The 24,800-nt window shown below is 44.3% G+C and carries 25 protein-coding genes and 2 pseudogenes; 11 read left to right on the top strand and 16 right to left on the bottom strand.

The annotated features are described in order from the left end of the window. Positions 1-44: 44 nt before the first annotated feature. Both DACSA_RS05135 and DACSA_RS21315 read right to left on the bottom strand, forming a co-directional pair. Entirely contained in the window at positions 45-263 is a 219-nt protein-coding gene (locus DACSA_RS05135; protein ID WP_015228734.1) for a DUF5818 domain-containing protein, read from the bottom strand. A gap of 66 nt (positions 264-329) precedes the next feature. Then, positions 330-482 carry a hypothetical protein gene (locus DACSA_RS21315; RefSeq protein ID WP_015228735.1) on the bottom strand — a complete coding sequence of 51 codons (153 nt, stop codon included), beginning with the start codon at positions 480-482 and terminating at the stop codon, positions 330-332. A 361-nt stretch (positions 483-843) separates the two neighbouring features. Here DACSA_RS21315 and rbfA point away from each other — a divergent pair, with 361 nt between their 5' ends. The 3 genes from rbfA (at position 844) to DACSA_RS05150 (ending at position 3,716) form a co-directional block, all read left to right on the top strand. After that, on the top strand, positions 844-1,239 hold the full coding sequence (gene rbfA / locus DACSA_RS05140; RefSeq protein WP_041235696.1) for a 30S ribosome-binding factor RbfA: 396 nt from the start codon (positions 844-846) through the stop codon (positions 1,237-1,239). Further along, the gene (locus tag DACSA_RS05145; protein WP_015228737.1) at positions 1,239-2,810 is read left to right on the top strand and encodes a glycoside hydrolase family 3 N-terminal domain-containing protein; all 1,572 of its coding nucleotides are present in this window, start codon (positions 1,239-1,241) and stop codon (positions 2,808-2,810) included. Before rbfA ends, DACSA_RS05145 begins: the two co-directional genes overlap by 1 nt. A 153-nt stretch (positions 2,811-2,963) precedes the next feature. Beyond that, positions 2,964-3,716, top strand: coding sequence for a DUF561 domain-containing protein (locus DACSA_RS05150; RefSeq protein ID WP_015228738.1), 753 nt, complete (start codon positions 2,964-2,966; stop codon positions 3,714-3,716). Between the two features lie 395 nt (positions 3,717-4,111). On the opposite strand, the gene acs is transcribed toward DACSA_RS05150, so the two are convergent. Further along, complete coding sequence (gene acs / locus DACSA_RS05155; protein WP_015228739.1) at positions 4,112-6,085, bottom strand: acetate--CoA ligase; 1,974 nt, start codon at positions 6,083-6,085, stop codon at positions 4,112-4,114. A 120-nt stretch (positions 6,086-6,205) separates the two neighbouring features. Here acs and purN point away from each other — a divergent pair, with 120 nt between their 5' ends. Beyond that, positions 6,206-6,844, top strand: a complete 639-nt coding sequence (purN, locus tag DACSA_RS05160; RefSeq protein WP_015228740.1) for a phosphoribosylglycinamide formyltransferase — start codon at positions 6,206-6,208, stop codon at positions 6,842-6,844. Here the strand turns inward: purN and DACSA_RS05165 are convergent. From DACSA_RS05165 to isiD, 3 genes are all read right to left on the bottom strand, one after another. After that, a complete protein-coding gene (locus DACSA_RS05165; RefSeq protein ID WP_015228741.1) occupies positions 6,833-7,876 on the bottom strand; it encodes an ABC transporter permease in 1,044 nt (347 codons plus the stop codon). The genes purN and DACSA_RS05165 overlap by 12 nt on opposite strands. A gap of 175 nt (positions 7,877-8,051) precedes the next feature. Next, on the bottom strand, positions 8,052-9,290 hold the full coding sequence (coaBC, locus tag DACSA_RS05170) for a bifunctional phosphopantothenoylcysteine decarboxylase/phosphopantothenate--cysteine ligase CoaBC (RefSeq protein WP_015228742.1): 1,239 nt from the start codon (positions 9,288-9,290) through the stop codon (positions 8,052-8,054). Beyond that, complete coding sequence (gene isiD / locus DACSA_RS05175; RefSeq protein ID WP_015228743.1) at positions 9,290-9,502, bottom strand: protein IsiD; 213 nt, start codon at positions 9,500-9,502, stop codon at positions 9,290-9,292. The genes coaBC and isiD overlap by 1 nt, the downstream gene beginning before the upstream one ends. Before the next feature lie 159 nt (positions 9,503-9,661). On the opposite strand from isiD, the gene DACSA_RS05180 reads away from it, so the two are divergent. The 3 genes from DACSA_RS05180 (at position 9,662) to DACSA_RS21320 (ending at position 13,048) form a co-directional block, all read left to right on the top strand. Next, the gene (locus DACSA_RS05180) at positions 9,662-10,966 is read left to right on the top strand and encodes an ABC transporter substrate-binding protein (protein WP_015228744.1); all 1,305 of its coding nucleotides are present in this window, start codon (positions 9,662-9,664) and stop codon (positions 10,964-10,966) included. Positions 10,967-11,576: 610 nt separating this feature from the next. Continuing rightward, complete coding sequence (locus tag DACSA_RS05185) at positions 11,577-12,536, top strand: tetratricopeptide repeat protein (RefSeq protein WP_015228745.1); 960 nt, start codon at positions 11,577-11,579, stop codon at positions 12,534-12,536. 359 nt (positions 12,537-12,895) lie between these two features. Beyond that, a complete protein-coding gene (locus tag DACSA_RS21320) occupies positions 12,896-13,048 on the top strand; it encodes a hypothetical protein (protein WP_198007637.1) in 153 nt (50 codons plus the stop codon). 403 nt (positions 13,049-13,451) lie between these two features. Here DACSA_RS21320 and DACSA_RS05190 read toward each other — a convergent pair whose 3' ends face one another. The 4 genes and pseudogenes from DACSA_RS05190 to DACSA_RS05200 all read right to left on the bottom strand — a co-directional run bounded on the left by DACSA_RS05190 (position 13,452) and on the right by DACSA_RS05200 (position 15,477). After that, on the bottom strand, positions 13,452-14,015 hold the full coding sequence (locus DACSA_RS05190) for a hypothetical protein (RefSeq protein WP_198007638.1): 564 nt from the start codon (positions 14,013-14,015) through the stop codon (positions 13,452-13,454). A gap of 279 nt (positions 14,016-14,294) precedes the next feature. Beyond that, positions 14,295-14,723, bottom strand: a pseudogene (locus tag DACSA_RS22035) (IS1 family transposase). A 192-nt stretch (positions 14,724-14,915) separates the two neighbouring features. Further along, entirely contained in the window at positions 14,916-15,020 is a 105-nt protein-coding gene (locus DACSA_RS23005; RefSeq protein ID WP_456297636.1) for an IS1/IS1595 family N-terminal zinc-binding domain-containing protein, read from the bottom strand. A gap of 97 nt (positions 15,021-15,117) precedes the next feature. Then, the gene (locus tag DACSA_RS05200; protein WP_051017282.1) at positions 15,118-15,477 is read right to left on the bottom strand and encodes an RAMP superfamily CRISPR-associated protein; all 360 of its coding nucleotides are present in this window, start codon (positions 15,475-15,477) and stop codon (positions 15,118-15,120) included. Positions 15,478-15,669: 192 nt separating this feature from the next. Here DACSA_RS05200 and DACSA_RS23010 point away from each other — a divergent pair. The 3 genes and pseudogenes from DACSA_RS23010 to ltrA (DACSA_RS05215) all read left to right on the top strand — a co-directional run. After that, positions 15,670-15,858: pseudogene (locus DACSA_RS23010) on the top strand (RNA-guided endonuclease TnpB family protein); the annotation flags it as partial. Positions 15,859-16,750: 892 nt separating this feature from the next. Then, positions 16,751-18,652, top strand: a complete 1,902-nt coding sequence (gene ltrA / locus DACSA_RS05210) for a group II intron reverse transcriptase/maturase (RefSeq protein WP_015228746.1) — start codon at positions 16,751-16,753, stop codon at positions 18,650-18,652. A gap of 571 nt (positions 18,653-19,223) precedes the next feature. Then, a complete protein-coding gene (gene ltrA, locus DACSA_RS05215; protein WP_015228747.1) occupies positions 19,224-21,008 on the top strand; it encodes a group II intron reverse transcriptase/maturase in 1,785 nt (594 codons plus the stop codon). Here ltrA (DACSA_RS05215) and DACSA_RS19620 read toward each other — a convergent pair. From DACSA_RS19620 to DACSA_RS20330, 5 genes are all read right to left on the bottom strand, one after another. After that, entirely contained in the window at positions 20,892-21,461 is a 570-nt protein-coding gene (locus DACSA_RS19620) for an RAMP superfamily CRISPR-associated protein (RefSeq protein ID WP_083874370.1), read from the bottom strand. The genes ltrA (DACSA_RS05215) and DACSA_RS19620 overlap by 117 nt on opposite strands. 6 nt (positions 21,462-21,467) lie before the next feature. Then, positions 21,468-21,674, bottom strand: a complete 207-nt coding sequence (locus DACSA_RS18190) for a hypothetical protein (RefSeq protein ID WP_051017283.1) — start codon at positions 21,672-21,674, stop codon at positions 21,468-21,470. A 247-nt stretch (positions 21,675-21,921) separates the two neighbouring features. Continuing rightward, a complete protein-coding gene (locus DACSA_RS20325; protein WP_015228749.1) occupies positions 21,922-22,944 on the bottom strand; it encodes an HD domain-containing protein in 1,023 nt (340 codons plus the stop codon). A 48-nt stretch (positions 22,945-22,992) separates the two neighbouring features. Further along, positions 22,993-23,331: a hypothetical protein gene (locus tag DACSA_RS05230; RefSeq protein ID WP_015228750.1), complete on the bottom strand. Its 339-nt coding sequence runs from the start codon at positions 23,329-23,331 to the stop codon at positions 22,993-22,995. A 3-nt stretch (positions 23,332-23,334) separates the two neighbouring features. Further along, on the bottom strand, positions 23,335-23,508 hold the full coding sequence (locus tag DACSA_RS20330) for a hypothetical protein (protein ID WP_156800670.1): 174 nt from the start codon (positions 23,506-23,508) through the stop codon (positions 23,335-23,337). A gap of 537 nt (positions 23,509-24,045) precedes the next feature. Here DACSA_RS20330 and DACSA_RS22460 point away from each other — a divergent pair. Further along, positions 24,046-24,168: a hypothetical protein gene (locus DACSA_RS22460; protein WP_269544698.1), complete on the top strand. Its 123-nt coding sequence runs from the start codon at positions 24,046-24,048 to the stop codon at positions 24,166-24,168. On the opposite strand, the gene DACSA_RS05235 is transcribed toward DACSA_RS22460, so the two are convergent. Beyond that, positions 24,165-24,719: a hypothetical protein gene (locus tag DACSA_RS05235; RefSeq protein WP_198007639.1), complete on the bottom strand. Its 555-nt coding sequence runs from the start codon at positions 24,717-24,719 to the stop codon at positions 24,165-24,167. The two genes, DACSA_RS22460 and DACSA_RS05235, sit on opposite strands and share 4 nt — an antisense overlap. Positions 24,720-24,800 lie beyond the last annotated feature (81 nt).

The raw sequence follows: 24,800 nt of genomic DNA on the forward strand, positions 1-24,800 counted from the left end.
TTCCAATGACTAATGACTAATGACTAATGACTAATGACTAATGACTAATTTATTTCAAAGGAATTAACTTCTAAAATTTCCCCGATCATAGCAAGACTCATCACATCATTTCTGATTGTACCAGTAACTTTTACTCGCTGTTGCGGTTGTTTTAAGTCTGATGGTGGGTTTCTTAATTCGTAGGTAATTCCTTCATCGGTTACTAAAGCCCAAGTGCCAATTCCGATGTCTTTTTTTTCAATTTTTCCTGTTACAGTAATCATGCAAATTAAGCCTGCTGAGTGTAGCAGGCTAACTAAAGTTTTTATAGATAAAAGCAGGGGTTAAATTTACCACTTAAGCTCAACTTGCGCTTCGATCGGATCGCCAGAATAGGGTTGAACTCCGACGTTAGGATAAGCGTCTTGATTGGGAGAAAAAATCCGAGCAATGGCTTCAGCAAAAAAGGAGTTAAGCTCATTCATCATTTTCATTAGTTTCATGGTTATCACCTTTAATTAAGTATTTGTTCTGAGGAAAAATATAATTGCGGGATTACTTTTCCCTTATTTTTTTTATTGTAGTTAATGAGGGAAGTAGAAGCCAAAAATGTTAAGCATTTCTCAATGAAATAATATTTCGGTTTACATTTGAGAAGTAGCAATTCTTGTGGGGATAATTCTCATGTATAGCAATTGTTCTGCCCCCAAACCCCCAATACTGGGGGCTTTCATAAATCAATTTTTTACAAATGATTTGGGATTGCTATATCCCTTTTTGAGCGACGAGAGAAGAAATCAAAGCAACAAGAATGATCATTTTCCCTTTAACATGGGAGAGGTGAATTTTGCTCGGAGGAAACAAATGGCAACCAGTCGCCGTGTAGCAAGGGTAGCTTCCCTGATTCAACAAGAAGTGAGTCAAATGCTGATTAGTGGGATTAAAGACGATCGCGTCGGTGCGGGAATGGTAAGTGTAACGGCGGTGAATGTGTCCAATGATCTTCAACACGCTAAAATTTTTGTCAGCATTTATGGGACACAAGAGGCAAAAGCGGAAACAATGGCTGGTTTACACTCTTCCACTGCTTATGTGCGCCGTGAGTTAGGAAGACGGATTCGGTTGCGTCGCACGCCAGAGGTAGTGTTCCATGAGGATATGTCTTTGGAATTGGGCGATCGAACGTTATCTTTAATTAATCAACTCAGTGCGAAACGGACAGATGAGGAAGAAAATCAAGGGGAGGAAACGGAAAACTAATGTCTTCTCTCCCAGATTACACCGAACTCTCTCTCTCCGAACAAATTGCCCAGATGATTGTGGTTCGCGCTTCTGGTCATTTATTTGATCAGCAAATTCGTTTCCCACAGTGGGAACCCACTCAAGATCAGTTACAAGACTGGGTGCAAAACTGGAAAATTGGGGGCGTAATTTTGTTGGGAGGGAGTGCTGCAGAAATCTCTCAACGCACCAGTGAATTAAACCGTTGGACAGAGATTCCCCTTTTCATCGCGGCGGATATCGAAGAAGGAGTGGGACAACGATTTGCAGGGGCGAGTTGGTTTCCACCGCCTATGGCGTTGGGAGAAGTGGCAAAAACTGATTTAAATCAAGGGAAGGAATACGCGAGGACGATCGGGGCGATCACTGCAAAAGACGCGCAGGCGTTGGGGATTAATTGGTTGTTTGCGCCAGTGGTTGATGTTAATAATAATCCGCATAATCCTGTGATCAATGTGCGATCGTTTGGGGAAACCCCTGAGATTGTCTGTGAGTTAAGCGCGGCGTTTATTGAGGGAACGAAGGATTATGGGGTGCTGACAACAGCGAAACATTTTCCTGGACATGGAGATACGGCGATCGATTCCCATTTGTCGTTACCCGTGTTGGAGATGGGTGTCGAACGTTTAGAGGCGGTGGAGATTCCTCCGTTTCAACGGGCGATTAGTTTGGGAGTGGATGCGGTAATGAGCGCTCATCTGCTGGTGTCTTGTTGGGATGACGCTTTACCCGCGACGCTTTCTTCAACGGTTTTGACGCAACAGTTACGGTTGAATCTGGATTTTCAGGGGTTGATTGTAACGGATGCGTTGATTATGGGGGCGCTGGATGAAGTGGCTTCTCCCGCGTCACTTCCCGTGTTGGCGATCGAGGCGGGTGCAGATATAATTTTAATGCCCCATGATCCGCAAGTGGCGATCGAAGCGATTCTGGATGCGGTCAATCAAGGTCGTATTTCTCCCCAACGGATCGTGGCTTCAGTGGCTCGCATTTGGGAAGCAAAAGAGAAGGTGATCAAGGCGGAAAAAGGGGATTTCTTGACCGAGTTAGCGAGTCCAACGGCTGAGAATACCACGGGAGAGGTTTTAAGGGGTTCTTTGCGGCTGAAAAATGCTCGAACGCTGTCGATTCCAGAGACTCCCTGTCGGAATTTAGTGATTGTGGATGATTTATTAGCTTGTGACTTTCTCAACGAAGCACACAGCGCGATCGCCGTGCCTCAAAAAATGGGCTATGAGTTGCAATTACTCGGACAAGCGCAGGTGTTTCCAGAACCCCCTTCTAATTCTCCACTGACGCTAATCCAACTGTTTACGAGGGGAAATCCATTTCGAGGAGAAGCGGGGCTAAATGAAGCAACAAAAGCCTTGCTGCAAAAGTTATTAACCGAGGGATGTGTGCAAGGAATCGTGGTTTATGGTAGTCCTTATGTGTTCGGTTGGTTGGAAGATTATCTTCCTTCTTCTGTTCCCTATATTTTTAGTTATGGACAAATGAGCGAAAGTAGCTCGATCGCCCTCCAGCACCTTTTTGACTTGTCGGTTGGGTGAAGGAGACGAAACCCAACCGACTTGTAGGTTGGGTGAAGGAGACGAAACCCAACCGACTTGTAGGTTGGGTGGAGAAGATGAAACCCAACACCAATCATGGTAATCCGCTATAATGCCTCCAGAATCATAGGAATATTGAAGGAAAATGAACCCATGACTATGGAGCAAAATTTAGCAAGAGCATTTCAACGTCAAGAAGTGCTGAAAGTAATTAGTGGCTTAAATAACTTCGATCGCGCTCAAGTTGCAAAAATCATCAACGCGGCGACGGTCGGCGGAGCAACCTTTCTGGATATCGCTGCGGATGCGGAGTTAGTAAAAATGGCGAAACAACGAACGCAGCTTCCGATTTGTGTTTCTGCGGTTGAACCAGAAGCATTTGTTACTTGTGTCAAAGCAGGTGCGGATTTGATTGAAATTGGTAATTTTGACACCTTTTATGCTCAAGGGCGACGGTTTGAAGCAGAAGAAGTCTTAGCATTAACTGAACAAACTCGTCAGCTACTCCCTGATGTTACGCTTTCGGTGACAGTTCCCCATATTCTAGCCTTAGATGAACAAGTGGAATTAGCAAGCCGTTTAGTGGCAATGGGGACCGATATCATCCAAACGGAAGGGGGAACCAGTAGTGAGCCTCATCATAGTGGCGCGATCGGGTTAATTGAGAAAGCAACTCCCACCTTAGCGGCGGCGGCGACAATTTCCGAAGCGGTATCAGTTCCCGTGTTGTGCGCGTCTGGTTTATCTCAGGTAACTGTTCCGATGGCGATCGCGGCGGGTGCGTCTGGCGTTGGTGTCGGTTCGGCGATCAACCAATTGGATGATGAAATCGCAATGATCGCAACGGTTCGAGGATTAGTAGAAGCATTAAACACTGTCCAACGCCGTTCACTGGTTCGCCCTTAACCAGTGATCAGATCATAAGTAGGTTGGGTAGAGACGTTCCATGGAGCGTCTCCACGCGAAACCCAACAAAATTTGTCATTAGGTAGGGTTTCCTGAATAAAACTGAAACCTTTACCCAATGAGGCTTTAAGGCTCTTAACCCCTCAAAAAAGTGCAAGGGAGACAAGGGAGACAAGGGAGACAAGGGAGTGATTTTTCTCCCCCATCTCCCCTCTTGCCTCTTGCCTTTTGCCTCTTGCCTTTTGCCTCTTGCCTTTTGCCTCTTGCCTTTTGCCTTTTGCCTCTTGCCTCTTGCCTCTTGCCTTTTGCCTCTTGCCTCTTGCCTCTTGCCTAGCGCGTAGCGCTATAGATCATAGGTTGGGTTACGACCTTACTTTACCCAACCCATCTGATCTTTATTCTCCGCTACTGCGTAGTTTATCTAAAACACTGCGATCTTCTAACGTTGATGTGTCTCCAGCAACATCTTCTCCAGAGGCGAGATTCCGCAAGAGACGGCGCATGATTTTCCCCGATCGAGTTTTCGGGAGAGCATCGGTAAAGCGAATCTCTCCAGGTCGCGCGATCGCGCCGATTTCGTGTGCAACGTGCTGTTTCAACTCTTGGCTTAAAGCCTCTGTTCCTTCATAGTCTCCTTCGAGAGAAACAAACGCAAACACTTCTGATCCCTTCACCTCATCTTTTCGTCCTACCACAGCCGCTTCCGCAACCGCAGGATGAGAAACTAAAGCTGATTCTACTTCCATTGTGCCTAACCGATGTCCTGCGACATTAATCACATCATCAACGCGACCCATCACCCAAAGATAGCCATCATCATCCTTTCTTGCGCCATCACCAGCAAAATAAAAATACTGTCCATCTTGGGGCGCAATATGTTCCCAATAAGTACGACGGAATCGATCGGGATCGCCGTAAACGGTTCGCATCATCCCTGGCCAAGGATACTTAACCACCAAATAACCCCCTTCATTTGCCTTAACGGGATTGCCATCTAAATCCACCACATCCGCTAAAATCCCAGGAAAAGGTAACGTCGCTGATCCAGGTTTCGTGGGAATCGCCCCTGGCAACGGTGTAATCATAAACCCACCCGTTTCCGTTTGCCACCAGGTATCAACAATGGGACACTTTTCCCGTCCAATAATGCGGTGATACCACATCCAAGCCTCTGGGTTAATTGGTTCGCCTACTGTTCCCAATAATCGTAATGAAGACAAATCTCGTGCATTGGGATAATGTTCTCCCATTTTAATGAACGATCGAATCGCGGTTGGTGCGGTGTAGAAGATGGTCACGCCGTATTTTTCCACTACATCCCACATACAGCCAGGATTAGATGGACGCGGCGCGCCTTCATACATCAGTGTCGTTGCGCCGTTGGACAATGGACCATAAACAATATAACTGTGTCCCGTAATCCAACCCACATCAGCCGTACACCAATAAACATCGGTATCCTTGAGATCAAACGCCCATTTCAAGGTAGTGTGAGTATAAAGATTATAGCCTCCAGTGGTGTGAACAACCCCTTTCGGTTTTCCTGTCGTTCCAGAAGTGTAGAGGATAAATAACATATCTTCACTGTCCATTACTTCTGCTGGACAGTGGGCGGCAACCCCTGCTTTGAGATCATGCCACCAGTGATCGCGTCCTGGTTCAATGTGGACTTTTTCTTCAGTGCGTTGAACCACTAAAACATTTTTAACGTTCGGGGCGCCATTATTGGCAAGTGCTTGATCTACTTCGGGTTTCAGGGAAACAATCTTATCCTTACGAAATCCACCATCGGCAGTGATCACTACTTTCGCGTCTGCATCCACTAAACGGGTTTTTAAAGCCTCAGCACTAAAGCCACCAAAAACAACGCTGTGTGGTGCGCCAATTCTCGCACAGGCTAACATTGCGATCGCAGCTTCGGGAATCATCGGCAGATAAATCGCCACCCGATCGCCTTTTTGCACCCCTAATTGTTTTAAAACGTTTGCCATCAGACAAACTTCCCGATGCAACTGGGCATAAGTATAAGTGCGAGAGTCTCCAGGTTCCCCCTCCCAGATTAAAGCCGCTTTATTTTTGCGCCACGTGGTGAGATGTCGATCGAGACAATTATAAGCAATATTTAACTTCCCGCCCACAAACCATTTCGCAAAGGGAGGATTCCAATCTAAAACCTGATTCCACTTTTCAAACCAGTGTAGTTCGGTTTCTGCTAACTCAGCCCAAAACTGTTCAGGGTTGCTTTTTGCCTTCTCGTAAAGGGCTTGATACTCTTGTTGACTTTTGATTACTGCTTGTTGAGAAAATTCTGAAGGTGGTGTAAATAAACGTTTTTCTTGTAAAATCGATTCGATCGTCGGTTCTGACATTAGCTTTTCGATGCAATTAAAGTTGATTTTCTTTTGTCCATTGTACCGACGAATGTTTTTTTTCGATTCACATTGTCTGTGCTATTTTTAAGGGGCGATTTGATTTGAGGAGAGGTGGTTTTGACAGATTCCGTTATTATTTCCCCTGATGTGTCTTGGTCTGATTTAAGTTTACCAACTCCGATCGCGCTGGGAGTAATGGCTTCAGGGAAAGGGAGTAATTTTGTTGCTGTTGCTAACGCGATTCGTGAGGGAAAACTCAACGCCGAGATCAAGGTCGTGATTTACAATAAAGCTCAGGCAAAAGTCAAGGAAAAAGCCGAAGCGTTAGGGATTCCCACTGTATTTTGTAATCATCGTGACTATTCCCATCGAGAAGCGTTTGACGAGGTGTTAGTGGAAACTCTGAAAGCCTATCAGGTTCATTGGATAGTGATGGCGGGATGGATGCGTGTGGTGACTCCTGTTTTGATTAATGCGTTTCCCGATCGGCTGATCAACATTCATCCTAGTTTATTACCCAGTTTTAAGGGGATAGATGGCGTTAAACAAGCGTTGGCTGCCGAGGTGAAAATTGCAGGCTGTACCGTGCATCTAGTGCGTTTAGAGGTGGATAGTGGTCCGATTTTGATGCAGGCAGCCGTACCAATTTTAGCAGATGATACCGAAGCCACCTTACATCAACGAATCCAAACCCAAGAGTATGCGATCTTACCTCGTGCGATCGCCCTCGCCGCGCAATCGTGCCTAATCTCCTAATTTAATTCTCGGATCAACTTGTTGTAACAGTAAATCTGCTAACAAATTACCGATAATTAACATTAACGCTCCCATCATTAAACTTGCCATTACTAAATATAAATCTTGTGCTAAAACCGCTTGTAAAATCAATCGTCCTAACCCTGGCCAATTAAAGAAAAATTCCGCAATAAATGCACCACTAAGTAAGTTTGCAAATTCAAATCCGAGTAACGTAATCAGAGGATTAATCGCATTACGGAGGGCGTGAACATAAATCACTCGATTTTCGGGTAAACCTTTTGCCCGTGCGGTTTGAATATAATCTTGACGTAAAACATCTAATAATTCTCCCCGTGTAATCCGTTGTAAACCAGCAAATCCCGTTATACTTAAAGCAATTGTCGGTAAAATTAAATGCCAGCCAATATCAAGAATTTTCCCCAATAGTGAGAAGTTATTATAATTAATACTGGTCATTCCTCCCACTGGAAACAGTGGCGAAGTGGCTTGAGCAATAAATAAGAGAAAAAGCGCGGTAATGAGACTGGGGAAACCTTGTCCGAGATAGCTAATCACTCGCAACCCTCGATCGAGGCGTTGATTTTGTTTAATTGCTCCCACAATTCCTAAAGGAATGGCAATGATCCAAGTAAAAAAAATGGAAGTAATTGTTAACAGCAAAGTTGCTGGAATTCGCTCTAAAATTAAATCAGCAACCGGACGAGAATAAACGAAACTTGTACCAAAATCAAAGCGAGTGATAATACCGCCTAACCAATACCAGTATTGTAAAAAAACGGGTTGATCTAAACCAAAACGTTGTTCGAGATCAGCGATCGTTTCTGGTGAAATTTGCGGACTTTGGCGCAAGGTATCTAGGTAGTCACCAGGGGCGAATTGAATGATTGTAAAACTTAAAATTGAGGCAAGAAATAAAGTTAAAAGCGCCTGAAACGATCGTTTATAAATATAGAGTGCGGTATTATTTGTTAGCACCGATCGCGCTCTCATTAAAGGTTTTATTGGGCTTTTAGAAACAGTTTCACTCATGGCATTTTTAAAGTTAATAATAATTTGCGTCAGCTATAAAACGTAGGCCCTTGTGAATCGAAGCGAAACCCAACACCAATCGTACCATTTCGATCAACTGTTGAAGGGGGATCAACTGTAACTCAACTTTTTAGAAACGGAAATAACATTTAGAACGACTATAGTAAAAAATTGGTTAATGAAAGCCCCCAGAATTGGGGGTTGGGGGCAACAACAGTAAACTATCTAAAATGTAATGCGCCAATTGTAATTTACGACATAACGGAATTGTTGTTTCCCAGCCATCTTGTCTCAAAATGACAGCCTGATTGTTGTCGCTGCCAAATCCCCCTTCCGATCGATCAATGGGATTCGCTACAATATAATCTAAGTTTTTTCGGAGCATTTTTTCTTTTGCAGGCTTGACAAAATCCCCAGTTTGTGCTGCAAACCCTACTAAAATCTGTTGCGATCGTTTCTGTTGTCCCAAAGTCGCAGCAATATCGGGGACATTCACCAACGATAACCGATCGGGGAGCTTTTGTTTCGGCAACTTCTCAGGGGAATAAGGCGCGGGTTTCACATCCGCCACCGCCGCCGCCAAAATCGTATAATCAGCATCAGGAAAGGAAGCCAACATCGCCTCTAACATTTCCTCCGCACTGACGACAGAAATCAGACGCAATTGCGGAGAAAACGGAATCATTGCTTGTGTTGTTCCACCCTGAACCAAAATCACATTTGCGCCACGATCAATACCCGCTTGTGCGATCGCGCTCCCCATTTTCCCCGTTGCGGGATTACCGAGAAAGCGCACTGGATCGAGATATTCTTGTGTTCCCCCACCATTCACCAACAATTGTTTACCGAGAAAATCCCGTTTTCCTTTGGTGTAAAGGAGAGATTGCGCTGTAGAAAGCAATTGTTCTGGAGTTGCCATGCGTCCTTTTCCCGCGCGATCGCAAGCGAGTAAGCCACCAGTCGGTTCAATGGTATGATAGCGGTTATCTTGGGAAATCATCTCCCAATTGCGTTGAACAGAAGACTGTTCCCACATTTCCGTATTCATCGCTGGCGCAAGTAAAACTGGACAACGGGAAGCGAGAACCGTATTTGTCAGTAAATTATCAGCCAACCCATAAACCAACTTTCCCAACGTATTGGCGGTAAGTGGCGCAATAATTAATAAATCTGCCCATTCCCCTAAATCAATATGTAAAGGACGAGCAGAATTATTCCAGAAATCAGAATCCGTGTAAGCGTGATGGCGGCTGAGAGTGCTAACCGTCAAAGGTGTAATAAACTTTTGCGCTGCTTCTGTGAGCATTACCCGCACTGATAAACCAGCCTGATGAGAATGAGAAATCAACTGACACACCTTGTAAGCCGCAATCCCACCGCCAATGGCAATTAAGACATTTTTCCCTTCCGTCATCAGGCTTCATCAAACGCTTCCACATCAAGGAGATATTGATAAGGTTCAACCAACTCCCAGTTATGAAACGAAATCGCACGCAAGAGATGCCAATCTTGTAACGCTTCAAAAGGACTATTGTAGTCATCCTTTTCCAGACGTTCCGCCAACTGATCGATCGCTTCTGGTGTTAATTCTTTAATTTCTTTTGGTGAAAGACTTACCGCATCCATAATAGCCTCCATGAGAAACCCCTTCAGCATTAATCGTAACCGATGAATTGGAAAAGGGAAATGTTTCACAATACAAAATATGAAGTTCCTCAAGAACTATTCATTCTCAGTGGATACTGCTAAAATCTGTTTAAATCAAGTGATTTTTCAGGAAAAACCATGAAGAAAAGTAATCGATCCTACCTAAAAACATCTTTTGCAGTATTTGCTCTTACTGCTGGCTTAATCACAGCCTGTGAAACCCAAACCGACACCACCAATGGCACTGGAAACACAGAAAGTGCTTCTGGGGGTTTAAAAATCGGGAGTTTGTACCCGACAACAGGTGACTTATCATCCGTCGGTCAAAATATGCCAAAGGCAGTGCGTCTGGCTGTGGATACGATTAACGCTTGCGGTGGGGTGAATGGTGAACCCGTTACTCTCATCCAAGAAGATAGCCAAACTGATCCCAACGCAGGAGCTGCCGCTATGTCTAAACTGGTGGATGTGGATAATGTCGCTGGTGTTGTGGGTGCATTTGCCAGTAGTGTTTCTGGGGCAACCATTGACATTGCCGTTAGAAATGAAGTGATGCAGATATCATCAGGAAGCACCAGCCCGGTCTTCACTGAACGGGCAAAACAGGGAGATTTTCAAGGGTTTTGGGCGCGAACTGCTCCTCCTGATACCTTCCAAGCACGAGCTTTAGCAAAACTGGCTACCGATCGAGGCTTCGATCAAGTGGCTACCGTCGTCATCAACAACGATTATGGCGTTGGTTTTGAGCAAGAATTTGTCAAATCCTTTAAGGAACTAGGGGGAACAGTGGTCAATGAAAATGATCCTGTGCGTTATGATCCCAAAGCCAGCACCCTTGACAGTGAAGCCGCTGCGGCGTTTGGCAACGATCCCGATGCCGTTTTAGGGGTGTTATATGCGGAAACTGGCAGTTTATTAATGCGAGCCGCCTATCAACAAGGTTTAAGCGAAGGTGTCACCGAACTTCTCACCGACGGCGTTTATTCGGAAGAATTCGTTAATGATGTTGGTCAAACCCCTGATGGACAATCAATTATCAACGGCGCATTGGGAACAGTGCCAGGTGCCAGTGGTGTCGCCTTAGATAACCTCACCCAAAAATGGGAAGAGGAAGTGGGAGGAGAAGTAACAGCGTTTGTTCCTCACACTTGGGATGCTGCGGTAATTATGATGTTAGCGGCTCAACAAGCTGGAGAAAACTCAGGAACTGGAATTAAAGATAACTATCGTGACGTTGCGAACACCCCTGGCACGGAAGTGTCTGATCCTTGTGAAGCGATGGAGTTGATTCGTAATGGAGAAGAAATTAACTACCAAGGCGCAAGCGGCGACATTGAATTTAACGAATATGGCGACACCGTTGGCAGTTATGATGTGTGGACAGTGCAATCAGAAGGAAACTTGGATGTAATCGATCAGGTGTTACCCGTTAGTGAAGAGTAAGTGCGATTCGTTTCTAGTGAAATCGCGCTTAGTTCCCACGAAATCTGGAGTATAAGCCAGAGCTTCCTTGAAACCCTTCGGGGTACAGAACCTTGACAACTTGATTTCCATGTTGGTGAGAGCCTGTGGAGTATTAGCTAAGAAACAGGTAGGGTCTAACCCGTTAATTCAATTTGGAGACCAAGCCGCAGGACTCCTAGCCAGTCAAGTCATCTCACTTAGTAGGGTGGGCAAAGCCCACCCTACCGTTCTTTCAAATTAAGGATTAAAACCATGATGAACACTCCATTTCTGGCGCGATCGGGTGGGAGTCTCGATCGCGTTTTCCTCAATCGCATGAAATGCTAACACAAAACCAGAAATAAGCGTGAATCATGGTAATAGAGATTCCAACCACAGGAGATACCACGTAGCCCACAACCCCAATGGAAACGAGACGGTCAACAAAAGAAAGCGCAGAAAACTCCTAAAAATGCTCGTCGTAAGCGCCAACAAATCAAGCACTTGCGATCGATGCTGAAGAAAAAGAGCAAAAACGTTTCGGCTTAACCCTGCATAATTGATTACACCACTGCGTAGATATGAATTTAGACGTTCTAGAAATATTACCATGAAAAATCTTTATAGTCATCTTTTGTCTGTTCTTTCTAATCATGTCTGGGATGGTGAAATTACTTCTCCTGAATTTGCTCAATATCTTCAGTCTTTACAGCCAAGCGTTCGCAAATTACGAGCTTCTTATCAAACATCAATAAGAGTCATAGTTAACTACGATGATGAGCAAATTCAAGCCTCATATTGGCTTGCTTATTATCCTCATTATGTGCAGATGACCGAGAAAATTTTAGCGCAATTGTCAGAACAAGGATTGCTCGATCGATTTCATCACCAGATTGAAAAGCAACTCTTTCAAACTTCAGGAGAACTCAATTTATCTATTTTAGCGGCTGGGGCGATTCCAGAGGCTGTGGCAATCAGTAACTATATTAAAACACATTTTCCTGTAGAAGACTATGGCACAATTCGAGGACACTTAAATATTCATACTTTTGATCTTGGTTATGAGGAATGGAAAACTAAAGGAAATCGTCATTTTGAGTCGCGCCATTGGAAAAGGGCGATCGCGCACTACACAAAAGCCCTAGAATTTTATCCCCACTCCTATTTTAGCTATACCCGTCGCGCACTGGCTTATCGCAAAAATGGAGAATATGAAAAAGCAATTAATGACTACACAAACGCCTTTAGTTTATGTCAGGGAAAAGCCGAAGATTATTATCACCGCAGTATCGCTTATCGTCAACTCGAACAATATCAGTGCGCCCTAAAAGATTGCAATCAAGCGATCGATCTTAAACCCCATTTAGCCCCTGCTTATAATCATCGTGGGAATTTATTTGTAGATTTGGAAGACTATGACAGCGCGATCGAAAACTATAAAGTAGCCCTTGAAATCGAGCCCAATTTCGCGATCGCTTACAACAATCAAGGCGTAGCATATAGCAAACTTAATCAATATCAAAAAGCACGAAAAAGCTATGATCTAGCCATCAAGCTGAATCCCAATTAGGGTTTACTGAAAAAGTCCATTGGTTGGTTAAGTAAGGCAAGAGGCAAGAGGCAAGAGGCAAGAGGCAAGAGGCAAGAGGCTTGCATGCAATATGCGTGACGATTGAACAATCAATGAACTTGCATTTTTATCTGAACTGAATCGCCTCAAATCCTTATTTGGTAATACTTTCAGTTTTCTTGACTCAAGCCCCAATTATAAAAAAGCCATCCAAAACCGAGCCAAAATCACTTCTTTCCCCAAAGTTTCCTAAACGGAAGTTTAACACCAGATTCCCTCAATTAATAATAACAAGTAGGCTCTTGTGGAGTAGAGGGAAACCCAACACCAATCACCGATCGCTGTAAAACGTAGGTTGGGTGGAGGGAAGCGAAACCCAACACCAATATTCGTTATTCGTTATTCGTTATTCGTTATTCGTTATTTGTTATTTGTTCACTGATTACTGGTCACTGATTACTGGTCACTGGTCACTGAAACGAGGGAAGCGAAACCCAACACCCATTATCTGAACTTAATATAATTCCATTTTGGAAAAGTCGCCCCCGCATAATCCACAGACGCAGGGGTTTAATTAGTGCTTCAGTTCCTTTTTCCTCCGAAGAGGATCGTGACCCTTCCTATATTAGCCCCCACTGTCACTGGATTTCAACCCTAGTTTCCGAGGGGGGGTGCGAAATAATTTATTTGCCATGAAATAAAAATCGTTAAAATTGCTAAAACTCCCTGATAGTAGGCGACCGAGCGGGTCAACGGAAAAATCAGCATTACAGCGATTTCCCGAGGCGATCGCCCAAACTGAGAACGATTCTCATACAAGAGTGGATCAATTGCCGTTTCTCACTTGACTAACCTGCCAAATACAGCGAAACTCCTCACTATGTAAGGTTGCTTCCACTTCAGGATCAAAGACAGTCACCAAACAATGATCTTCATATTGGCGCACCGCATAGCCAGAAGGACGATGATTAGAACGCCCACACCATGAAGGTCGATCATTATTTCTACTACATTTTTGACTCGATCATATAACCGTTGTATCAAAGCCGAGTGACTAATATCGGGTTGATCAGGTGTATAATTAAACTGACTGCCACGAAAGCCACCGAAACTCTCTAATTTATGGGGAGGTCGTCGCCAACCTGGCCCTAATCCTCCCAAACGGCTGCTTAACTCTAATAAATCGCCAATTAAATCCTGTAACTCGTCATTGCAATCCACAGGAATTTTCCAAACTGAATGGGCATTTCGCGCTGGAATATTAGTATATCCTTGCTGATCACCTTGATTTTGAAAGCTGCGACCAATAGGGCGTAAATAGCTAGTTAAGACTAAACGGGCTGGAGAACCAAATCCACCAAAAATTTTATCAGTTAAGCCTTTCGCTGCGTCTGGAGATAACCAAGCCAAAGCTAAACGAGTAAAATAGCTACGGAAATTTGCCCGTAATACCTGCGGACTCCAACGGTATTTTCCCATAAGATTATGGTTTGGATTATGGGCTTGGACACAGGGCTTCATCCCAGTGAGTTCAATTTCCCATTTACCTCTGGGAGTGATATCAGCTAAACGACCAAACCCCGAAGCAGTTCCCCGTCCAATTCCTTGCTGTTGGAAAAACTCTTTTAGTCGCTTTTCTACTTGTTTTTTTTGTTCTTGAGTGGGCGTGGGTTTAATAATGACATGGAGATCAAATTTATCCGCATTATCAGGGTTGGGGGGATGTTTCGGGGAAACGGTAGTCCTGCATAGTAATGATTAATTTTGCAGGCTTGCCTTGTAGTAATGTATAAAGTCCCAAATAGCGCCTAAATGATTCTGGAATTTTTTAGAGAAAGAAAGACTCTTTCTAACTAATCTACCAATCCTCACCTTCGCTCCGGGTTGTCTAAGTGTATTATTAAATCTTTCTATATGATTAGTTTGACCAGTTTCTTTGCCAACTGCTTGATGTCTCTTAGTCGGTAAAATTCCTTGATAGGCTTCCCAAAAATCTGTGTAACAAGTTGCACATTGACGGGTTTACTGGTGGTAAGGAATCCCATAATTTTCGGGCTGCGGCGCGATCGCGATCGCGCTTCTTAAACACCGACAATTTATGCAAGTTAAACTATCAATGGCTAACCAAATCCATACTTTATTTCGCTTAGAACCAACGAATGACCACATTTCATCAATTTCAAGAATTAACCTTCCTCTTTTTTTTCGGTAATTTTAGCTTCTTTAGGAGTCAAATAATATTTTTGATTAACATAGTCTTGCAACCAACGCTCTGAAACTTCAGCAACTCGCGCGATCGCCGCTAAGGCTAAGCGCTCCTTCAGTAATTTATCAATTAAATTACGCTTTTCCTGGGAAATTGGCTGACGAGAAGGGTTATCAACAAATTGTCGACCACAGTGCTGCGCCCCGAAAACGCTGTTTTCCGTAATGTGTATGTCCGTTTTTAACAAATTTGGAAGAGTTACATTTTGGGCAATTCATTACTAATCTTTTTGGTAATTTCAAGTTGCTTTAGCATTGTATCATTACTATTCAGCACTACCGTTTATCAAGATCATAACCTTCTACACCCATTGTTTTAACCTCCGATTTCTGAAATTGCAATTCGTCCATATCCAACACTCCACAAACCGCCTAAGTAATGTTCTCCCTTGAGAAAACTCGCCCACTCTTGCGGTTTTTCTACTTCTCCTCGTGTTGTCCAATTCATTAAAAATATTGCCCCTGAGGGAAAGCCTTCCACCCCGAAGAGATTACTCACTAAGTTTCCTTTGTGATCTGGTTCGTCTAGTAATTTGACTCGCGGTTGACGCACTAATCCCATATCCACAAAGAGATTGATACTCTCATCGGGAACAATAATGCGACGGTTAGGTGGCACGTCATTGGGGGCTGGTAATGCTTCCTTATAGTGTTGAACATTGCTGAGTTTTAGCATTATAGGCGAGAATCCTACGACCAAAATCTTTGATTTGGTCGCTAGATGAATCGCCATCAATCGAGGGGGTTCAATACCCCTGAGATTGATAACTTTCTGATCTGTTCTCTAATTACTTCATTCTGACTTCTACCCTTATGTTTACAGTAAGAGAGAAGTTGCTGATGTTCTTCCTCAGTACATCTTATGGTTAAGGGAAGTAATCGTTATCTGAAAGCAGTTAAACAACTTGGAAAACATCATCAAAAAGTTGCCAGACAGAGAAAAGACTTTCACTTTAACACCATTAAATTGATTCTCAGTAAAGGAGATGTCATTGCCCATGAAAAACTCAACATCAAGGGACTTGCTAGAACCAGACTAAGCAAATCAATCTATGAGTGCGATTCGTTCAGTCTAAACACACTTTCGTAGTGATGGGGACGACTGGCTTCTGAGGGGTAACCGATTAGGTAGAGTTCGCACTTTAATCCCTCTCAGATGACAACTCTGTGACCTTATAGGTGAGAGTGACCAGTGTAGCCTCGGCTAAGACCACTGGAAGGGAAATCCCATAACAACCCAAGTCCTATCGTTCAGGCACTGAACTGAAAGCATATTGTGCGATTCGTTTCTGGTGAAAACGCTGTAGTTCTCTCGAACTACGGAGTATAAGCCAGAGCTTGGTGAGAACCCTTCGGGGTATTAAACCTTGACAACTTGATTTCCATGTTGGTGAGAATCTGTGGAGCTTCGGCTAAGAAACAGGTAGGGTATAACCCGTTAATTCAAGTCCATCCCTCTCAGGGTGTGAGAGGACAGCGTAACCCTCATCTATAGAGTTGACCACTTGAGGATGAAGCAGGGTTAAATGGGGTCACTGCTGGAAGCCTAATCTGGTAAATCCCTAGCAAGAGGCTACGTCTAGTCAACGAACCTACGTTTGAACCATCGTAATTTCAATCCTGCGTAAAGGCTGATCGCAGGGAGCGAAATATGCTCACCACAAGAGGATAGAAGTTTAGTATAGCTTATATCACATCTCCAAATTTGTGCGGTGGAGAGTAGGGGGCTAAGGTCTCAATCAATGGAAATTAGGAACGAAGTAACCCTCGTTCATACTCTTGGGAAAGGTCGATTTCTCAAGTAGTCTGTCGGGATGCAATATCTGGCTCATTTGCTGGGTTGAGCGAGGGCGGGATTGGATAAGAAGCAAACGCCTTCTGTAACAGGAAGGACAAGCAGACGTATCCACTTTAGATTACGAAGATAATAAGTAAAGTAGAGTAAAGTTATGAACCAAATCAGGTATAAATGTGATGCTCGGACAAAGACCTTTTTAATGCTCTGGTTAGGCTTTGGGTTTAATCTCATGGCAGAGACGGAGTGGAGTCAGATTGACTGGAAGGAGGTTGAAATACGGGTGTTTAAGCTCCAAAAGCGGATTTATCGAGCTTCTCAAAGTGGTGACGTGGCTAAAGTTCACAAACTCCAAAGATTATTGTTACGGTCTTGGTGTGCCAAGCTCTTAGCAGTACGGCGCATTTCGCAGGATAACCAAGGTAAAAATACCGCAGGGATAGATGGGGTGAAAAGCCTAAGTCCTAAACAACGGTTGAGCCTTGCTGAAAACCTGACCCTTACAGGGAAGGGGAAATCCTTAAGACGGGTCTGGATTCCAAAACCAGGTCGCAAAGAAAAACGTGGCTTGGGTATTCCAGTAATGGAAGACCGTGCGAGGCAAGCACTTCTCAAATTGGCTTTAGAACCAGAATGGGAAGCAAAATTCGAGCCTAACTCATACGGATTCAGACCAGGACGTTCTTGCCATGATGCGTGCGGAGCAATATATTCGGCTATCAAACAAAAATCCAAATGGGTTTTAGATGCTGACATTTCAAAATGCTTCGACCGCATAAATCACAATGTTCTCTTACAAAAACTGAATACAACCCCGACTATGGCTCGACAAATTCGAGCTTGGTTGAAATCGGGGGTATTGGATAGAGGCGATTGGTTTCCAACAAATGAGGGAACACCACAAGGAGGGGTGATAAGTCCTCTATTGGCAAACATCGCCCTGCATGGACTTGAAGAGTACATAAAACAATGGACTGAAACTTGGAAAGGGAAAAAACAAACTAATATTAAAAGTATCTCTCTTATCAGGTATGCAGATGATTTCGTTGTTCTCCACAAGGATAAATCCATCATCCAACAGGCGAAAACGCTTATTGAACAGTGGTTACATGGCTTAGGCTTAGAAATAAGCGAGAGCAAGACGAGAATTTGCCATACCTTGCATGATACGGAAGAAACGAAAGCAGGGTTCGACTTTCTAGGGTGGAACGTCCGACAATATAAGGTCGGGAAGAGACACTCAGGAAAAAACACAAATGGCAATTTACTCGGATTCAAAACAATAATTAAACCTAGCGACAAGAGTATCAAAACACATTACGAAAAGATTGTTGAAGTATTAGATTCAATGAAAGGTAAATCCCAAGAGGTAATCATTGATAAACTTAATCCCATCATCATGGGTTGGTGCAACTATCACAAAACAGTCTGCTCGAAAGAAACGTTCCAACACATAGACAACTCAGTCTATAACAAATTACGTCGCTGGACAAAACGCCGTCATCCTAATAAAACCCTCAAATGGTGTGAAGAAAGATACTTTCATTTGACTAAGGAGAAAAATTTAGATGGAGAAAAGAGAAACGCAAAATGGGTCTTTTCAACTCCTTCCGATGTACCAAACTCTCCTGTTGCGGGTACGCACGAACTGTGGAAACACGCATGGACACCAATTGAAAGACATATAAAAATCGAGGGTACGAGGTCTCCTTACGATGGAGACTGGCGGTACTGGAGTAAACGTCGGGGTGAATATCCTGGCACACCAAAACGGGTTGCTACTCTGATGAAGCGCCAGAAAGGCAAATGTACCCGTTGTGGACTTTACTTTAAGGATGGAGATGTAGAAGAAGTTGACCACATCATCCCCAAAGCTGAAGGGGGTAGAGATGACTACAAGAACTTACAGTTACTCCATCGTCATTGTCACCATCAAAAAACTGCCGAAGACCGACAACGACAAATGGATAATAAGGGTCAAAAGAAAACCCAAAAGAAAACCAAGAAAGGTCGTAAATCGGAAACTAAGCAGGGAAGTGCTGTTAACACAGCGTAGTTTGGAGAGGAGCGGTATGAAGCGAAAGTTTCACGTACCGTTCTGAAGCCGAGTCAAGAGGGCGACCTCTTGGCTTAGGTTAACCCCTACGGTAGCGACTAGCCATCAATCCGTAAAGCGGGAATAAAAGCGGAAAGAGGAAGGACAGCCTGTGTCCCAGTCCCGTTAGCAAGTTTCTATGGAGAACAAGGTCTAAGGATACGTTTGAATCATCGTTATTGATAACCAGAGAAATCAGGCTATTTACTCTGGGAGACCCAAAAGGGCAATGGTTAGGGTGACAAGAGGGTTCTCATCTGCTTGTCAGTGCCACCCTTAAACTCGGTGAAAAGTATCCATCCTACAGGAGACAAACCAAAGGTCACAGGGAACGAAGTAACTCCCTCGTTTACTCTCAGTCTAGGTCGATAGGCTGAGTAGTCAGCTTAGATGCAACATCTGCCTCCTAAAAGGCAGGTAGCGGGGGAGGAAGATTGAGTCAGAAGCAAACGCCTTACTGTAATGGTGAGGATACGCAGACGGACTCACGGTTAGATGGATTGTAGAGGTACAAGTAGTGAGTTAATAAGTTATGAACACGGACAACCGATGTATTAAATGGGGCGATATCGATTGGCATAAAGTCGAGAGAGTCGTCTATAAGCTCCAAAAGCGCATCTACAAAGCGTCTCGTCGTGGTGATGTCAAAGCAGTTCGCAGACTCCAAAAATTGTTAGTAAAGTCTTGGTCGGTTAAGGTATTAGCGGTGCGTAGAGTTACTCAGGATAATCAGGGCAAAAAGACGGCAGGAGTGGATGGCGTTAAATCGTTGTCCCCAGTAGCACGTATGAAGCTCGTAAATAATCTTAAACTGGGTACGAAGGTTAAACCGACTCGGAGGGTTAAGATTCCGAAGCCTAATGGGGAGGAAAGACCTTTAGGAATACCTACCATGTATGACCGTGCGCTTCAAGCGTTAGTTAAATTAGCCTTAGAACCTGAATGGGAAGCGGTTTTCGAGCCAAATTCCTACGGGTTTCGAGCAGGACGTTCGGCCCATGATGCCATTCAAGCCATTTTTAGTTCAATTCATAAAAAACCAAAATACGTGCTTGATGCGGATATCAAAAAGTGTTTCGACCGTATCAACCACGAGAGACTCCTGAATAAATTAGACACCTTCCCCACATTTCGGAGACAAGTCCGTGCGTGGCTCAAAGCTGGGGTCATGGAAGGTAAGGAGTTCTCACCAACATCTGAGGGTACGCCTCAAGGTGGGGTAATATCTCCACTATTGGCTAATATCGCCCTCCACGGCATGGAGAATGAAATAAAGGCAATTGCTCATACTTTTGACATGAAACGTCCAGATGGAACTCAAATATGTCGGAGTAACAAGCACAAGTCAGTTAGCATCATACGTTATGCAGATGATTTTGTCGTATTACACCAAGACCTAGCCGTTGTCCATAGATGTAAAGAGGTTATCACAGAATGGTTGGCTGACATGGACTTAGAGTTAAAACCGAGCAAAACCAGAATCGCCCACACCCTTGAAAACTACAAAGAAGAAAAAGCAGGATTTGATTTTCTTGGCTTTTATATCCGCCAATACAAGGTGGGTAAATACACATCAGGGAAGGGAAGAAATGGTGAAATTCTGGGATTCAAAACGCTCATCACCCCTAGTAAGGAAAGTCAGGAAAGGCACTACCGAAGAATTTGTGAGGTGATAGATAAGCATAAAGGGCAATCTCAAGCTGTTCTGATTACGAATCTTAACCGCATAATTCGAGGTTGGTGTAACTACTTCTCTGTAGTAGTATCCGCAAAGGTCTTCTCAAGGTTAGACCACCTGATTTTCTGGAAACTATTAAAATGGGGAGTAAAACGTCACCGAAATAAGGGGAGAAAGTGGGTAAAATCTAAATACTTCCGAACCATAGGTGGCGATAAATGGACGTTTGCCACACCTCGTGAAGGGTCGAATCCTATGGTGCTGATGAAGCACTCACACACGGCAATCGTCCGCCATGTCAAAGTTAAGGGAGATAAAAGTCCCTATGACGGCGACTTAATCTACTGGAGTTCAAGAATGGGCAAACACCCTGAGATGCCAAAGCGAACAGCATCGTTGCTCAAAAAGCAGAAAGGGAAGTGCGTTCACTGCGGATTGTTTTTCCGAGATGGAGATTTATTAGAGGTTGACCATATCGTTCCCCGCTCAAAAGGTGGTAAGAACGAGTACAAGAACTATCAACTACTCCATCGACATTGCCACGATGAAAAGACCAGAACAGATGGGAGCTACGACCGCGTGGTTTCCATTATCCCAGAAGGTTACCGATGGGAGAACGATATGCTGGTGACGTGCTGATAACAACAGCCGTTTAACTGAGGAGCGGTATGAGGTGAAAGTCTCACGTACCGTTTTGGAGAGCAGTGGAGGGGGCGACCTCTTCACTGACTTTAATTTGGAGAAGTTGATCGGATTTTGCCCTGATAAGGTTTGAAAGCGATTTAACCATGTCGGGCAGCTAATCCACCAATTGCCATATCCGAGAACATTTACTGGCCACCACACGGGCCATCCCCAACCGAGGGAAATTGCCCCAGGGGAAATGCTGTCGTCTTTACCGCCAAACCAGTTGACGACTTCCTCTAATTTTTCCTCTTCGGCGTGTTCTCGTAATGCCCCACGTAAGGAACTGCCAGGGATTGCGGGGGTGCGATCGCTCAGACGATAAATTGGATTATTATTACCGCGACTGCTACTGTCAGCGCCACCAATATGAACGGGTTCTCGACACACTAACCATTGTACTGTCATGTTGAATTACTCCTCAAATAACCATAAATGTCCGTAACCTAAAGCGTCACGGTGAAATTGATCGGATAACGGGCCCGATCGCCTAGCTGGGGATTCCCTTTCCCAGAGATAAACCGCCCCTGCTGGGGTTAACCATTCGCCAGGGGTTAACACGCGAACCGTCTGCTGGGAGTCGTTGCGATCGCGCACTGTTGTCCAAGACTGCCAAGGCACGGGAGAATCGGAGGCATAGGCTTTAATCGCGATCGGGGGATAGGGAACAGAAGCCTTCGCTGCCGGATGTTCCCAGAGGGCTGCCGTTAATAAGACTGCCCCTGTGGCGTTCTCACAAAGTTATCCTAGCCAATCCCATTGTCGTTTTCAGGGTTTAATCACCACTGGTGTTGCCCCAGCCCCTAAAAAGCTGTCTTCTGGGGGGTATAATCTCCAAGAATTTTTAGCGCGATCGACTTCGGCAAGCTCAGGGCAACGCCTTCGCCCCCCTTAATAAGGGGGGTTGGGGGGATCGGATGGTATAAGTTTTTCGCGATTGCGCTCCGCGCACCGAATCGAAGATTCGATCGCGCTGTTGACGAGTAAGAAAGCCACGCACTGCAATCCAATTGCGCCACCAATCCCAATTTCCCACCACTTGCCGTAACTCTCGGTTGTTCCCGACAATGGCTTCTACTTGTTCCCAACGCAGGGGTAAATCCACACTCGCCCACAAGGTATCAAGCAAGTCTCTCACCTTAACAGGGCTGTTTTCTTCGAGACGAGTGCTATCGAGATAAGACAGAAGTTTCTCCCATCGGTTGAGATCGCTGTTTTCTGGGTGGTTGGGTTCGAGTTCCATTAATAAATGCCACAGTGACCAAGGACATACCCAGTCGAGAGTTTGACCACTGTTAAAGAGAACGGAAACACAAACGCGATCGCGCCCTTGATTTTTTGCTTTTTTATGGAGTTCACTGGTTAAGGGAATGGTATCAGTAAGGGGGCCAATAACCAGAAAGTCATCACCGCCAGCAAAAATCACCTTACTGTTATAAACGGTTTCGCGCTTGGTGATACAGCAAGTGATTCCAATAGCGGAAGAGAGAGGAATAGCGCGAGGAATCCAAGCCGCTGCAACGGCAGTGCGATCGGGAAATTTTCCCCAAGGGCAAACAGGCGGTTCGCATCCCCATAACCGTTCTAGAGTCGGTTCAATGATATCAGGAACTGAAGCCAACCGTTTCACTAACTCAATGCTGTTGAGACGATCGCTGTCGGAAAATAATCCAGCGAGGTTACTATCATTCGCTATCTTTTCCCACCACTGCTTTAAGGAATCTTCAGGCAACCCCCAAGTTCCCCCTTGATCCACGCGGCGTAATCCTGGATGCCACACCGAAAGTTGTCCTGCTGTGGGGCTAGTTTTGCCTCCCCACCACTGTTTTTGCCAGTCTCGTCCTAATTTTTGTCCATCATTGTTTACAGGCTTCTTGCGTTGCGCCGCCACCCCACCAAAACTGGTTTTTCAGATAGGGGGAGGTTTGCCATTCCCCACTCAGGGGATGAGTGGAAAGATTAGGCGGTGTATCGAGACGATCGGGGTATAAAACCGTTTAAATTCTTGCCAATTGGAATCCCGTTCGATCGGAGTAATTTGGTATTGAATGCGTTGATTTTTAATAACTTCTTCGCTCTTCCCTTGCGCTAGTAGTTGAGTAATGATTTTATACATAGACAAACGAAACGACTTTCTATCATTTTTTTGATAAATTAGTTCCGATTTCGCTGAATTTTGTTCATTATCTTGCCATTGAAACCGTTGGGGGGCTTGCTTTTGGACTAGGCAAAGAATCACTAATTCAAATGCTCCTGCTACTCGTAAATACCAGTGCATCCATTATCCTCTCTCTCGGAACGCTCTTTCACTCCACAGCGCGATCGCGATTCGTTCTAAAATTTTTCCTTTGGCAGACCGCTCAATATCAGATAATTCTAGCAGATTAAAAGAAACGGCGCGATCGAGATAGCGAACTGTTTTCTTAAACTCATTATTCGGATAATCCGATAACAATTCTAGCGCACCGCCAAAGTCTTGAATCGTAAATAATTGTTGAATTTGAGGAATCTTAAACCGCCATTACCATTTTTCACCAAAATGAGGAACATAACTAGAGTTTTGGCGAGAAATATAAACAAACTCGATGGGTTTTCTCGCTAACTTTTGTTCAATATGAAATTGAAACAGTTTGCTACAAATTTCACCTCCAAAACTGACTGATTTTGGCAGGTTTACAGAACACTGTTTGTAACAACTATTGGAGTATTCCGTATCAGGGCTAATTCCAATATAGGGAGAAGTTAGTGTTTTATCTATAATTTTGATGCGAATAAGGAAAATTAATTTAAAAAATTCCTGCTAGTAATCACCAGCAGGGTATTTCAGTTCCTTTTTCCTCCGAAGACGATCGTGACCAATCTATTCCTTGAGGAAAAAGGAGTTGTTGGGTTTCGCTTCTCTTCACTAGGGCCTACGTTAATGACTAATGTACTAAGTTGTAGGGTGGGCAATGCCCACCCGGTTTCAATTAAAATGAAGAGCAAGAAAAAAATGGATTCGAAGACCCCGATCGCGATTAGAGGAAGTACGCAGCGCGATCGAGAAAGGAAAACACTACTCAGAAATTTTGGAAATTATAAGAGATCAGAAGTGATGGGTAACTTCGTTGATTAATTACGAGGAATGTTGTAACTGACTCCCAGTAATAAACCCCATTCCGTACCATCATTGATGAAACCAACATTTAAGCCTGCATTCGCAGTAAGCTGACGAGAAAGAGGAACATCCAAACCAGCAGTCACTAACGCCCCTAAATCGTCTTCAGAATCATCATTAGTAGTAAAGAAAGCACCACCGCCGATATAAGGGATTAAAGGAGGTAAAGAGCGTTGAGCAACGCTGATGTTTTTAGGAGCAAAATCATAAGTTACAGGAACTAAAAACGCTGCATTCTCTCCAATAACCGCCGCCGGACGAAAAGAAAGATTAGGAGTGAGTTTAATTCTGCCATTAACGGCAAATTCTGTGTCCCCTAATGCGGTGTTCCCATCAAAACCAATATTTGCCCCAATACCAAGATAATTCGGGTTAAAGGGTTGGCGACTGACGCTTCTACGGCGGCGCCCTTGTGCTAAGGTTTCCTCTTCTACATTACTGTTTTCTGACAACACACTGGCTTCTGTTGCACTTTCCCCTGGGGTGGGAGGTTGAGCCTTTGCTGTCATTGTGCTTGCTGTCCAAAAGAAAGGGGTTAAAGCTAAGGCTAGAGAGAAGGATTTAGTTAAATTCATAGGTGATTGGGTTTT

The sequence above is a fragment of the Dactylococcopsis salina PCC 8305 genome (assembly GCF_000317615.1).
Classification (GTDB): Bacteria; Cyanobacteriota; Cyanobacteriia; order Cyanobacteriales; family Rubidibacteraceae; genus Halothece; species Halothece salina.